The organism is Ruegeria sp. AE3, assembly GCF_056542225.1.
Window position 1 is genome coordinate 18,109 of the sequence record NZ_JBQFZL010000006.1, and the last position, 12,175, is coordinate 30,283.

The 12,175-nt window shown below is 54.6% G+C and carries 14 protein-coding genes and 1 pseudogene; 10 read left to right on the plus strand and 5 right to left on the minus strand.

Annotated elements, in window-relative coordinates:
• From ACR0NZ_RS12575 to ACR0NZ_RS12615, 9 genes are read left to right on the plus strand one after another with little or no spacing between them, the layout of a single operon-like run.
• A complete protein-coding gene (locus tag ACR0NZ_RS12575; RefSeq protein ID WP_480519296.1) occupies positions 1–789 on the plus strand; it encodes an SDR family NAD(P)-dependent oxidoreductase in 789 nt (262 codons plus the stop codon).
• 22 nt (positions 790–811) lie between these two features.
• Entirely contained in the window at positions 812–1,306 is a 495-nt protein-coding gene (locus tag ACR0NZ_RS12580; RefSeq protein ID WP_108861949.1) for a lactoylglutathione lyase family protein, read from the plus strand.
• On the plus strand, positions 1,299–2,330 hold the full coding sequence (locus ACR0NZ_RS12585) for a C-terminal binding protein (protein WP_480519298.1): 1,032 nt from the start codon (positions 1,299–1,301) through the stop codon (positions 2,328–2,330). The genes ACR0NZ_RS12580 and ACR0NZ_RS12585 overlap by 8 nt, the downstream gene beginning before the upstream one ends.
• 12 nt (positions 2,331–2,342) lie before the next feature.
• Positions 2,343–3,032 (plus strand): RraA family protein, encoded by a 690-nt coding sequence (locus tag ACR0NZ_RS12590; protein WP_480519300.1) that lies wholly within the window; start codon positions 2,343–2,345, stop codon positions 3,030–3,032.
• Positions 3,013–3,933 carry a 2-dehydro-3-deoxygalactonokinase gene (locus ACR0NZ_RS12595; protein WP_480519302.1) on the plus strand — a complete coding sequence of 307 codons (921 nt, stop codon included), beginning with the start codon at positions 3,013–3,015 and terminating at the stop codon, positions 3,931–3,933. Before ACR0NZ_RS12590 ends, ACR0NZ_RS12595 begins: the two co-directional genes overlap by 20 nt.
• A complete protein-coding gene (locus tag ACR0NZ_RS12600) occupies positions 3,930–4,556 on the plus strand; it encodes a 2-dehydro-3-deoxy-6-phosphogalactonate aldolase (protein ID WP_480519304.1) in 627 nt (208 codons plus the stop codon). Before ACR0NZ_RS12595 ends, ACR0NZ_RS12600 begins: the two co-directional genes overlap by 4 nt.
• Positions 4,553–5,254, plus strand: coding sequence for an SDR family NAD(P)-dependent oxidoreductase (locus tag ACR0NZ_RS12605; RefSeq protein WP_480519306.1), 702 nt, complete (start codon positions 4,553–4,555; stop codon positions 5,252–5,254). Before ACR0NZ_RS12600 ends, ACR0NZ_RS12605 begins: the two co-directional genes overlap by 4 nt.
• A 9-nt stretch (positions 5,255–5,263) precedes the next feature.
• Positions 5,264–5,782 carry a 2,4'-dihydroxyacetophenone dioxygenase family protein gene (locus ACR0NZ_RS12610; protein WP_010437260.1) on the plus strand — a complete coding sequence of 173 codons (519 nt, stop codon included), beginning with the start codon at positions 5,264–5,266 and terminating at the stop codon, positions 5,780–5,782.
• Complete coding sequence (locus tag ACR0NZ_RS12615; RefSeq protein WP_170588270.1) at positions 5,763–6,176, plus strand: methylglyoxal synthase; 414 nt, start codon at positions 5,763–5,765, stop codon at positions 6,174–6,176. The genes ACR0NZ_RS12610 and ACR0NZ_RS12615 overlap by 20 nt, the downstream gene beginning before the upstream one ends.
• Before the next feature lie 24 nt (positions 6,177–6,200).
• Here the strand turns inward: ACR0NZ_RS12615 and ACR0NZ_RS12620 are convergent, their stop codons facing one another.
• From ACR0NZ_RS12620 to ACR0NZ_RS12635, 4 genes are all read right to left on the minus strand, one after another.
• Positions 6,201–7,346, minus strand: a complete 1,146-nt coding sequence (locus tag ACR0NZ_RS12620) for an alpha-hydroxy acid oxidase (RefSeq protein WP_480519309.1) — start codon at positions 7,344–7,346, stop codon at positions 6,201–6,203.
• Between the two features lie 45 nt (positions 7,347–7,391).
• Complete coding sequence (locus ACR0NZ_RS12625; protein ID WP_480519311.1) at positions 7,392–8,675, minus strand: TRAP transporter large permease; 1,284 nt, start codon at positions 8,673–8,675, stop codon at positions 7,392–7,394.
• Between the two features lie 10 nt (positions 8,676–8,685).
• Complete coding sequence (locus ACR0NZ_RS12630; RefSeq protein ID WP_170357713.1) at positions 8,686–9,171, minus strand: TRAP transporter small permease; 486 nt, start codon at positions 9,169–9,171, stop codon at positions 8,686–8,688.
• 78 nt (positions 9,172–9,249) lie between these two features.
• Positions 9,250–10,248, minus strand: a complete 999-nt coding sequence (locus tag ACR0NZ_RS12635; RefSeq protein ID WP_480519313.1) for a TRAP transporter substrate-binding protein — start codon at positions 10,246–10,248, stop codon at positions 9,250–9,252.
• Positions 10,249–10,365: 117 nt separating this feature from the next.
• On the opposite strand from ACR0NZ_RS12635, the gene ACR0NZ_RS12640 reads away from it, so the two are divergent.
• The gene (locus ACR0NZ_RS12640) at positions 10,366–11,037 is read left to right on the plus strand and encodes a GntR family transcriptional regulator (RefSeq protein ID WP_480519315.1); all 672 of its coding nucleotides are present in this window, start codon (positions 10,366–10,368) and stop codon (positions 11,035–11,037) included.
• Between the two features lie 449 nt (positions 11,038–11,486).
• Here the strand turns inward: ACR0NZ_RS12640 and ACR0NZ_RS12645 are convergent.
• Positions 11,487–12,103 (minus strand): annotated as a pseudogene (locus ACR0NZ_RS12645) (IS3 family transposase); the annotation flags it as partial.
• Positions 12,104–12,175: the final 72 nt, after the last annotated feature.

Here is a 12,175-nt window from a genome sequence, read left to right on the forward strand (position 1 = left end):
ATGGATCTGGGGCTAAAAAATAAACTGGTCCTGGTGACTGGTTCAGGTTCTGGCATCGGCAAAGCCACTGCCCGGGTCTACCTGGAAGAAGGTGCGCGGGTCATCGTGCATGGCCTGACCAAGGCGGAAGTGTCCGACTGCGTCGACGACCTGTCATCTCTGGGCAAGGTCGAAGGCATTGCGGCCGACTTAACCAAAACCACTGATGCGGAAACTCTGGCAGAGTTTGCCCGTGCGCGCGGTGCGGTTGACGTTCTTGTGAATAATGTTGGCATCTTTTCGGTCAAACCGTTCGAGGATCTCACGGATGACGACTGGATGCATTACTTCAACATCAATGTCCTGTCCGCCGTTCGGATGAGCCGGATTTTCCTGCCCGACATGCTCGGCCGGGATCAGGGATCTATCATCAACATGGCCAGCGAAGCGGCAGTGAAACCACTACCTCAGATGGTGCATTATTCTGTCACTAAAACAGCCATGTTAGGTCTGACACGTGGCATGGCAGAATTGACAAAGGGGACGAAAGTCCGGGTTAACTCGATCCTGCCTGGTCCAACCTGGACCGAAGGTGTCGAAGCCTATTTTGACGGCCTCGCCGATCAAAAGGGTGAGCCGCTCGACACGATCGTCGACAATTACTTCAAATCAGATGAGCCCACATCGCTCATACAACGCTTTGTCCAACCAGACGAAGTCGCCCGCATGATCGTCACGATCTCTGCAAGCACAGCCTCCAATGGTTCTGCGCATCGGATCGAAGGCGGCATCGTTCGCAATATTCTTTAACTGCTAACTGGAGGAGCCTGCTATGGCCGCTCTTACTTTCTCTCACATTGGCATCACAGTTCCCGACCTGGAAAAAGCCGTGGAGTTTTATTCCAAGGCATTCGGCCTGTACGTGCTGATGGAACCAACTGAAATCCTGCATGACGAAAGCGCCATCGGCCAGATGTGCGACGATGTGTTTGGGGAAGGTTGGGGAAGCTTCCGTATCGCGCACTTGTCAATGGGCGACGGTGTTGGCATCGAATTGTTTGAGTTCCCAAAGACCGTCGAAGAAGAACGCCCGTTTGAATATTGGCGGCGTGGCTTGTTTCATTTCTGCGTACAGGACGAGGATCTGGAAGGCCGCATCAAGGTTATCGAAGACCTGGGCGGGCGCCAGCGCATGAGCCAAGTGCGCAAGTATTACCCAGGTGAAAAGCCCTATCGCATGGTCTATATGGAAGACCCGTTTGGCAACATCTTCGAGCTCTACAGCCACTCGTACGAATTGACCTATTCGGCGGGTGCCTATGACTGATCGCGCCGACTTTTCCCCCAGAACGGACAAACCCAAGGTCGTGATAACCGATTACGACTTTGGTGATGTTGCCGTTGAGACGGAAATCTTGGAAGCCGCAGGTGCCGAAGTGATTGCGCTTCAGGCCAAGCGCCAGGAAGACCTGTTCGATGTCGCGCCGCATTGCGCAGCGATGATGAACCAATATGCCCGGATCGGGAAAGAAACGATTACGCGGATGCGGAACTGCGAGGTCATCGCGCGTTATGGCGTAGGCGTCGATATCGTGGATGTCGGCACGGCAACGGAAAAAGGCATCCTCGTAACCAATGTGCAAAACTATTGCACCGAGGAAGTCGCCGACCACGCGATTGCCCTTTGGCTGACCCTGGCGCGCAAGTTGCCCGACTATGATCGGGCTACTCACGCAGGGGTCTGGAAGTGGCAAAGCGGGCAGCCGGTCTACCGGTTACGCGGGCGGACGATGGGTGTCGTCTCGCTGGGTAAAATCGGGCAAGCCATCGTTGCGCGGGCGCAATCTTTCGGAGTTAGGGTCATCGCTTACGACCCGTATTTGCCAAGAGAAGTCGCCGCGAATATTGGGGTCGAGCTGGTGAGCAAGCCGGAATTGCTGGCAAGGTCCGACTATATCCTGATGCAGGCGCCGATGACGCCGAACACGCATCACTTTTTGTCGGATGCCGAATTTTCAGTCATGAAACCCGGTGCGATACTCGTGAACACTGGACGCGGACCAACGGTCGACAACAAGGCCCTGTTCCGGGCGCTGACCGAAGGCCATTTGGCCGCTGCAGGGCTCGACGACCCCGAAGAAGAGCCGGCCAAGCGCGCCAACTGGACGCCTGATGATAACCCGTTGTTCACACTGCCCAACGTCCTCGTAACACCACATGCCGCCTATTATTCCGAGGAATCAATACACGCAGCGCGGGTTACCGCGGCTACGCAAGTGGCCAAGGTCCTGACAGGACAAAGCCCCGACTACACAGTCAATGCCGACGCATTGGCCGTATCTACCGCATAACAGGAGACAAGAATGCCAGACGTCAGCTCGGACCTCAGGGTTTTCAATGATTTTGAAAGAAACCCGGAACTTCTTAAAAAATTCGACAAGGTGTTGGAGGCGTACTCTGCCGCTGCCATTTTTGCGGATGTGCAGTACCGAACAGGCGTGATGGACAGCGCCATCAAGCCCGCTTTCCGTGCCAAGGTGACAGGCCAGGCCGTGACGGTTCAGCTTTCAAAAGGCGATCTGGTCGACCCATTGCGAGCGCTTGAAATGGGACAACCCGGGGACGTGATCGTCGTGGACGCGGGTGGTGATCGTCAAACGTCAGTCTGCGGCGGTTTAATGGGTGGTCTGGCCAAGAACCGTGGTATTCGCGGTATGATCGTAGATGGCACTGGGCGCGATACAGATGAGTTGGAGGACATCAACTGGCCAATCTGGACGTGCGCGATCACGCCGCGCGGAACGCACACGATGTTCTCGGAACGTAAAGACGAGCTTTCGATCAATGTGCCAATCGCCTGTGGGGGCGTCGTGGTAAACCCCGGAGATTTCATTGTAGCTGATCTTATGGGTGTCGTTGTGGTTCCACAGGAAATTGCCGAAGAAACCGTGCGACTTGCTCAAGAGCAAGCTGACCGTGAGGAGGAAACCCGTAAATGGGTGGCCCAAGGCAAAACCGTCGAGGATCTGCTGAATGAATTCGGTCGCATCTGAACCAGCGCTGATCGGCGTAGATTGGGGCACTTCATCGTTCCGTGCATTTCTCATTGGTGCAGAGGGCGAAGTGATCGATGGGGTTTCGTCACCTGAAGGTATCATGCAGGTTGCAGGACAAACCTTTGAGGCGGTCCTTGATCGTCTCATCGGCCCTTGGGTCGCCAAGGCGAACCTGCCGATCCTGGCATCTGGCATGATCACCAGCCGCAATGGCTGGGTAGAAACGCAGTATGCCGAAATGCCGCTGGGTGCCGACGGTCTTGCACGGGCGTTGGTCCCTCACGAAGCGGCCAACGGAGCGCGAATTCATTTTGTGACAGGCGCTTCGACAGAACATGCCGGAGGACCGGACGTAATGCGCGGTGAGGAAACCCAGATCATCGGAGCATCTTCGCTAGGCTTGAGCGAAGGCATGTTCGTGATGCCGGGAACGCACAGCAAATGGGTTCACGTTGCAGATGGGACGATCCAGGATTTCTCGACCTACATGACAGGTGAGATCTTTTCGGCGCTGAAAGAACACACAATCCTTGGCACCTTGATGAAGGTGGACGCTTTCAGCGAAGACGCATACGTGATGGGCGTCAAGGTGGGCCTCAGTGGTGAGTCGAACCTGCTGCACAGCCTGTTTCATGTTCGGACGCTTCCTCTCATGGGCAAAATCCCAAAGGTTGCCACGGCCGACTACTTGTCGGGCTTGTTGATCGGGACCGAGGTTGCTGCCGCGACCGGCGAATTAGAAGACGTCGGCACGATCACTGTTGTTGGACGCAGCGACTTGTCCGACCGATACGAAATAGCGCTTCGAACTGCTGGTTTCGACAGCCGTCGCGCGCCAGATGATATCGTTGCGAAAGGGCATTTTCTGATTGCTCGCGCTGCGGGGTTGGTTGGATGAATGACCTCACCGCAGCTCTTGCCGAGAACCCGCTGATTGCGATTTTGCGGGGGCTAGCACCAGAAAATGCGCGCCCGGTGTCTGATGTACTCTTCGATGCCGGGTTTCGGATAATCGAAGTGCCGCTCAACTCACCGGACCCGCTGGAATCGATAGGGCAGATCGCCGTGAAACATGGCGCTCAGACCATCGTCGGCGCTGGCACAGTGTTGACTGTGGATCAGGTCGCGGCGGTTGCTGATGCAGGCGGGCGTATCATCGTGTCGCCCAATATGAACCCGGACGTCGGGCGCGCGGCTGTCGCTCGGGATCTTTATTGGTGTCCAGGAGTCATGACCCCCTCCGAGGCCTTTACGGCGTTGGATATCGGCGCATCGGTCCTCAAATTCTTTCCGGCGGAAATGGTGCCGCCAGCTGCCATTTCTGCCATGCGCGCCGTATTGCCTGCAGATGCAGTCGTCGCTGCGGTAGGGGGCATAACGCCGGATACGATGGCGCCGTATCATGCCGCGGGTGTAGATGGATATGGGCTGGGATCCGCACTGTTCAAACCGAGCTATACATTGGATGATATCGGCAGGTGCGCGCACGCCTTCACCAGTGTATTGGAGGAACTTGGATGAAACAGGCCCTTGTAACGGGCGGAACGCGAGGGATTGGTGCGGGTGTTGCACGGTCGTTGGCAGACGCAGGTTGGTCCGTCATTGCCGCATCCGCCTCCCAATCCGAATTGGATGCATTCGAGCCTCAGGACGGGTTAAAGGTGCAGCTCTTGGATGTCACCGACCAGACGTCCATCAATGATGTATTCGGCGAACTCACGGGTCTCGATGCCTTGGTGAACTGCGCAGGTATTCTTTTGCGTGGCGAAGAATATGACATCGACGTCTTCGCCAAGGTGCTCGATGTGAATCTGACAGGCACCATGCGCTGCTGTCTTGCCGCGCATCCATTGTTGGCTGAAGCGAGTGGGGCCATCGTCAACACCGCCTCTATGCTCAGTACCTTTGGTGGGCCTTTGATTCCGGCGTATTCCGCTTCTAAGGGCGGCGTGGCACAGTTGACCAAGGCGCTCGCAGGTCGCTGGGCCGAAGACGGTATCCGGGTCAATGCCATCGCGCCGGGTTGGATTGAGACAGAGATGACCCAGGGCCTTCGGGAAGACCCTGAAAGAACAGCGGGGATCATGGCGCGTACGCCTATGAAACGCTGGGGGAAACCCGAAGAAGTCGGTGCGCTTGTGCAATGGCTTTTGAGTGAAAACGCCAGCTTTGTGACCGGATCAATCTATCCGGTCGATGGCGGCTATCTCGCTATGTGAGGAAAATCAATGAATGACGATGACACCGCCCGAATGCCATATCAGTTGCCGTTTCCCAAGGATGCGCAAGACGAGATCGTGATCCCGAATGCCATGAGCGAAGACGACAGGCTATGGGTTCCGCAGGCAGAGAACGTCTGGTTCCGACCGCTCTGCTTGAACCGCTCGCAAGGTTATTGGATGAACCTTCTCAAAGTGCGCAAAGCTGGTGTTCTTTCGCGGCACCGCCATCCACAGCCAGTCCACGGTTTTGTCCTGAAAGGGCGTTGGCATTATCTGGAACATGATTGGGTTGCGGAAGAGGGGGGATATGTCTTTGAGCCGCCGGGTGAGACTCATACTTTGGTCGTTCCCGACGATGTTGAAGAGATGGTCACCTATTTCCAGGTCAATGGCGTGATGTGCTATGTTGATCCGTGGGGCAAGGTCACTGGCTACGAAGATGTCTTTACCAAGATTGATCTGTGCCGAAAACATTTCGGGGAAGTCGGTCTTGGAGAAGATTACGTTGAACAATTCATCCGGTGATGCGCCGCGTTTCGCGCTTGTAGCGCATGATGCGCGAAAGGACGAAATCGTTGAATGGGTGGGTCTGCAATTGGCCCGCCTGTCCAGAGTACAAATCTTTTCGACTGGGACTACCGGTAGTCGCATTAAGCAAGCCTATCCAGAACTGGATGTGACCTGCCTGAAAAGCGGACCACTCGGAGGCGACCAACAGATCGGCGCCATGATCTGCGAAGAGAAACTGGATGCATTGATTTTCTTTGTCGACCCTCTCTCACCCATGCCACATGACGTCGACGTTAAGGCTCTGACCCGTCTCGCAACGGTATATAATCTGCCAATGGCATGTTCGCGCTCAACCGCGGATCTGATCGTCAAGGGGCTGATTGACGAGGATGACAACGCGTCTGCGTGATACGCCACGCGCCGCAAGCGCCGATCAGCCAGTTCTCAGAAGGTGCTCTGCCAGACTGCCGAGGTTTTCGCTGCCAAGCTGGCTCATGTTGGCCTCAATGTCAGCTTTCAGGATGTGAACGAGATGGTCGATCCCTCGTGCTCCGAACGCTGCAACGGCATATTGAAAGGCGCGTCCGACCATGACGAAATCTGCACCTTTGGCCAGTGCGCGCATGATGTCCAATCCCCAGGCAACGCCAGAGTCGTAGATCAGTGGCACATTTGTTCCGACTGCCTCTCGGATGTTCGGAAGTTGGTCAATCACGGCGGGCCCGGCTTCGAATTGACGCCCGGAGTGGTTTGAGACCCAGATGCAATCCACGCCTTCGGCCACCATTTTTTGCGCGTCCTCCGGCCGCAGGACACCCTTGACGATCAGATGACCCTCCCATTCCCGCCGCAGTTCGCGCAGGTAGTCCCAATCTGGAATCCCACGGATCAGAGCGCCTGCATGGGTAAAGCTTTCTCGCCCGCGGGTCGGGACGTAATCGTCAAAGAACCGCATACGTGGCATGATGCCCTCGCGCAGATGTGCAAGGCACCAGGCGGGTCGTGATGCCATTTCAGTCAGCGTGCGCAGGTCAGCTTTTGGAGGCACCGTCAGATTGGCGCGGCGCTGTCGTTCGCGCCGACTCTCTTCTGGAACGTCCACCGTGATAATCAGCGTATGAAATCCCGCTGCCTTAATCCTCGGCAGCATCGCGCGGCGCAGATCGCCGGAGTTCACCGGGTAGTGCTGAAACCATCCGTTTTTGCCAATATGAGGCGCCACATCTTCAGGTGAAGCAACAGCCACACTGGACAACGAAAACGGAATGTTGTGAGCAACTGCTGCTTTAGCAAGCATCCGCTCAGCTCCCGCCCACATCAGGCCGGACATGCCTACCGGTGCTATCCCGAAAGGCAGATCGTATTTTTGACCCATCAATGTAGTCTGCAGGTCGGCCTTTGTTCGGCCGCATAGCACACGCGGCATGAAACCGATGGCATCAAGTGCATCACGGTTGACCTTCAACCCCAGCTCCCGGCCGGTCGCGCTGTCGAGATATTCGAAGGCAAACTTCGGAATGCGCTTTTGTGCGGTTTTTCGAAGGTCTTCTATCGACGGGTGGGAAAGATCCAGATCCATCCGGGTCCTCTGTTCGTTGTCTAACGTTTGAAGCTCCTCAGTCGGTCACCAAAGGAATGGCAAGGCCAAGGAAATTGCGGGCACATAGGTGATGAACATCAACAAGATCAGCATGCCGACAAAGAATGGTAGGATCGCCCGGCTCAGGCTTTCGATGGAAACCTTGGAAATGCTGCTGGCCACGAACAGGTTCACACCCAATGGCGGTGTGCAGAACCCAATCGCCAGGTTGACCGTCAAGATGACACCAAAAACGATCGGATCGACACCCAGCGCGGTTGCAACCGGCAGCAGGATCGGTGTCATGATGATGATCGACGAAATCGTCTCCATGAACATTCCGATCACCAACAACAGCAGATTGATCAGCAACAGGATGATGATGGGGTTGTCGGACAGACTGGTGATAGTTGTTGCGAGTTCTGTCGGGATTCTTGCGAGCGTGATCAACCTGCCAAAGGCGGTCGCCATGATCACCAATATCAGAATCGTCCCGCTGGTCTTTGCACTGCCCGCCAAAACCTCTGGCAGGTCCTTGAGGGTGATGTCGCCATACACGAAGATGCCGATGAAAGCGGCATAGACTACGGCCACGGCACCGGCTTCGGTTGGGGTAAAGATGCCGCTATAGATACCCCCAAGAATAATCACGGGCACGAGAAGCGCCCAGATGGAAGACCGGAAACTCTGCCAGACGCCAGGGCCTGAGAACGTGGTTGTCGATTGCTGAACAACCTCGTCCTTTCGCAGCAGAACACGAGCGACCAACATGAACATGAGGGCAAAAAGGATGCCAGGAACAACACCTGCAAGAAACAGTTTGCCGATCGAAACCTCGGCAGTAACACCATAGATGATGAAGGGAATACTTGGCGGTATCATAACGCCGATCATTCCTGAGGATGCCGTCAATGCGCCGCTGAACTTGCGTGTATAGCCGACCTTTTCCATCTCGGGGATCATGTTCGACCCGATGGCGGCTACAGTTGCAGGAGACGAGCCGGATATGGCGGCAAAAAACACACAGGCGAGCACGTTCACATAAGCCAACCCACCCCGGATATGACCGATCAGTGCATTGGCAAACCCAACCAGTCGGCGAGACATTCCGCCGTGCTGCATAAGGTCTCCTGCCAATATGAACAGAGGGACGGCAATTAGAGGAAAGGAGTCCGCGCCTGTTACCACCGACCGTGCCAGAAGAACCATGGGTGGCGTGCCATCTACAAAGACCATCACGATCATCGTGGCCAAGCCCAGACAGATGCCAATAGGCACGCTGAAGAGCAACAGGGCAAAGAGCGTCAAGAAAAGCGTTGTTGCAAGCATGCAGGGTTCCTCACGCTTTGGTTCCTGCGATCAGACGCAGGGTTCGGATCAGATGTTGAGTGACTCGGATCGCGGACAGGCCCGCGCCAATCGGCGCCGAAGCATAAAGGATCGGAATCGGTAGTCCCAAAACGACCGAAGTCTGGCTGGCGACAAAAGGCTGTCGGATAAGTTTGATGCATTCAATTGTCAGAACGATTAGAAATCCAAGGACAAGAAGCGCGATCACAACATCCGCGTAAAGCCTTGCGCGCTCGCTTAGGACATCACGCAGGACCGTGATACGCACATGATCGCCTGTGTGGAATGCATAGCTGACACCAAGCCAGACAAACCATACAAACAGCCAAAGCGTTAGCTCTTCGCCCCATGAAAGAGAGGCATTCAGAATGTAGCGCATGAACACATTGCCAAAGATCAACAAGACAATCGCGGCCAAAAGTGCACTGGCTAAGACCTTTTCGGCATTCATATCGATCCATTTGATAACCGACACCGTTCACCTCCCCTTGAACGAAAGGGGCACCCGAACCTTAATGGCACGGGTGCCCGTATTGGCTGAGTAGTCCGAGGGTCAGCTTCCGCTCGCTGCGGAAACCGCTGCTACCCAGTCGTCATAGGCTTCGGCGCCAACCTCGTCGCGATACTGCAGACGGACGCTTTCGGTTTTGTCGGCAAAGGCCTGTCGCTGCTCTGCAGTCAGTTCCAGAACCTCGACACCAGCAGCACGAATCTGTTCCAGTTGTTCCGCATCTTCGCTCGCGACCAGTTCAGCCTGATATTCACGTGCGGCGGCCATCGAGTCCCGGACCAGTTGCTGATGCTCTGCGGACAGCGAGTCAAAGAACGGTTTGGAGATGACGGGCATATAGACCGCAAAGACATGGCCGGTGGTCGAAAGGTATTTCTGAACCTCGTAGAAACGCTGTGAGGTAATGATCGCCAGTGGGTTTTCCTGGCCGTCGATCACGCCTTGCTGGAGAGCAGAATAGACCTCACCAAAGTTCATTGGCGTCGGGTTGGCCCCGAGCGTTTCGAATGTCGCCACATGCGCCGGAACCTTCATGGTACGTAGCTTGACACCCTCGAGATCTGCGGGGGTTGCAACCGGGCGAACATTGTTGGTCACATTGCGTACACCCAATTCAAGCCAGCCAAGACCGACCAATCCCTGGTTTTCGACCCGTGCAAGCATGCCATCACCAGCATCACCGTCAAGAACATCAAAGGCGATGTCCTTGGAGGAATACATGTAGGGCAGTTCAATTACTGCAAAAGCCGGATCCCAGCCCGCGAAGAAAGAGGAAGGAGGAATGGCCATTTCCAGAACGCCGGTTTGAACACCTTCGATCATTTCGCGATCAGGGCCCATCTGCGACGAAGGGAATATCTGTACGTCGATCTCACCATTCGAGCCAGCTTCGACCAGTTCTTCAAATTTCAGTAGCGCGCGATGCATATGAAACGCTTCTGCTGCGCCATGCCCAACCTTAATGACTGTTTCAGCGGATGCTGCAAAAGCAAGCCCGGCTGACATGACGAGGCCAAGCGCCAATGTTGATTTCTTGAACAAGGTATCCTCCCACGGATTTAGTTATTTTCGATCTATTATCTGAGATATCAGATATAATATAGAAATCAAGCTTACATGTGCTATTGTGTTAGAGAGACGAAATAGGATGAAGTGAAAATGACCGAGATTTTGCCGATTAAGCGCCCGGATTCGTTGAGTAAAACTGCTGAAGAGCATATCCGAAAAGGCATAATCAATGGCACGTTTCAATTGGGTGAATCGTTGCCGGAAGTGAAGTTGTCAAATGCCATGGGCATCAGCAAAACTCCGATTCGCGAAGCTCTATCAGCTTTGAATCTTCAGGGCCTCGTTCAGATCTTTCCTCATCGAGGAGCCTTTGTATTCTCTCTTTCTCAAGGGGACGTGGTGCAGCTTTGCCAGTATCGGCTAATCCTAGAATCTGCAGCTTTGGAGCAGGCGCTTGAAAAGAACCCTTCGGTTCTGATCAATGAGCTGTCTACAATTGTTTCGAAGATGTCGGAAGCGCAGGAAGCGGATGAATTCGAACAGTACTTGGAACTTGACGCCGAGTTTCACGACGCGTTTTTCAGGTCCTGCGGAAACAGTTACCTGCGGGATGGATATCAAAAAGTCAGTGATATCGTCCAAACTATGCGGACACACCTGTCCAAACGTTCCAATCGAACGAAGAAATCTTTCAAGGAACATCAAGCGATCACATCGCTATTGGACGAGGGTAAAGTAAAAGCAGCAACGAACACCCTCAAACGTCAAATCACTCGCGGTGAGCGTTCTTACTCCGATTTGGTTGGTCTAAGGCAAGCATAGGTGCCCACCATTTGGTCACGATGTTCACCAAAAGCGCATCTGGCAGCAAATCTAATGCCGCGTGCGTGGGCAACATAAGTTCAAAGTGGCGGAGTTGGGCTGTTCTTAGACAAGGGCCGTGGCCACGATTAGAGGGCGGTTTTTGTGTTGGGTCAGAAATGCTTGACGATTGGGTCAGAAATGAATGACGTGATTGGCCGATTTATTGAGGTTTTGTCTGTCGATTGAGTCAAATATCAGTGACGTTCCACAGTAATTTGTCAGGCGACACATAGTTCTGCCACCAGCGACAGAACCTTGACTTTTTTGCCTCACTTCCTTCATCCAGCACCTAGACCGATTTCATTGATCCTGACTTCCTTTTGGTAAAATCAGGGCTGATTTGCAGATCAGACGCCGACGGCGTCTGTTCCTGCTGATCTGCCACGTGACGAACGCGGATGGGGCGCGCCTCCCCATTTCCAATTGGGCTCGTATGCTGTGAAGTCCCGGTTCAACAGGTTCGGCGCGATATTGAAGGCGTTATTGCAGTCGGTCGTCACTTTGTATTACTTCGATCTCTCGACTCGTATGCCATTTTCACGCATCAACCGACCAACACGACGACGCCCGACGCTCAGACCAAGTTCCTTCAACTCGCCAGTCATTCGTGGACGGTCGTGGCTGCTCAGGCTGAGACGAGATCGCTCCTGGACATGAGTCAGCACGACCGCGTTGGTCCGCTGCCTTTGGCTGGCTGGGCGGCTGCAATAAGCGCGCAGGATACATGAGCTGACATTCAGAACTTGGCAAAGGCGGTTAACTGGGAATTCGCTTCCATGCTCTTAGATGAAACTAAACCTCATGGCTTCTGGCTCGCGAAGTAGGTTGTGGCCTTTTTTAGAATACCCCTCTCCTCATTGAGAACCCGGTTCTCCCGTCGAAGTCGCTCGTTTTCACGGGCGAGGTCCAGATCCTTGTCCGACACAACGCCGGCGTTACGATGCGCCGGTACCCACTTGTTCAGCGTCGAAAGGCCAATACCTAAGTCTAAAGCAACCCGCCGACGTGTCAGCCCGCTCGTCAGCGGAGTCTACACTGCATCAGCACGGAAATCGTCCGTCAGTTTCAGTCCCAAAGTCCGTCTCCTTTGCTGCAA

Coding starts and splice junctions, on each gene's coding strand:
- ACR0NZ_RS12595 (WP_480519302.1), top strand. CDS start 3,013: ATGAATTCGGTCGCATCTGAACCAGCGCTGATCGGCGTAGATTGGGGC.
- ACR0NZ_RS12625 (WP_480519311.1), bottom strand. CDS start 8,675: ATGCTTGCAACAACGCTTTTCTTGACGCTCTTTGCCCTGTTGCTCTTC.
- ACR0NZ_RS12610 (WP_010437260.1), top strand. CDS start 5,264: ATGAATGACGATGACACCGCCCGAATGCCATATCAGTTGCCGTTTCCC.
- ACR0NZ_RS12620 (WP_480519309.1), bottom strand. CDS start 7,346: ATGGATCTGGATCTTTCCCACCCGTCGATAGAAGACCTTCGAAAAACC.
- ACR0NZ_RS12605 (WP_480519306.1), top strand. CDS start 4,553: ATGAAACAGGCCCTTGTAACGGGCGGAACGCGAGGGATTGGTGCGGGT.
- ACR0NZ_RS12575 (WP_480519296.1), top strand. CDS start 1: ATGGATCTGGGGCTAAAAAATAAACTGGTCCTGGTGACTGGTTCAGGT.
- ACR0NZ_RS12585 (WP_480519298.1), top strand. CDS start 1,299: ATGACTGATCGCGCCGACTTTTCCCCCAGAACGGACAAACCCAAGGTC.
- ACR0NZ_RS12590 (WP_480519300.1), top strand. CDS start 2,343: ATGCCAGACGTCAGCTCGGACCTCAGGGTTTTCAATGATTTTGAAAGA.
- ACR0NZ_RS12640 (WP_480519315.1), top strand. CDS start 10,366: ATGACCGAGATTTTGCCGATTAAGCGCCCGGATTCGTTGAGTAAAACT.
- ACR0NZ_RS12580 (WP_108861949.1), top strand. CDS start 812: ATGGCCGCTCTTACTTTCTCTCACATTGGCATCACAGTTCCCGACCTG.
- ACR0NZ_RS12600 (WP_480519304.1), top strand. CDS start 3,930: ATGAATGACCTCACCGCAGCTCTTGCCGAGAACCCGCTGATTGCGATT.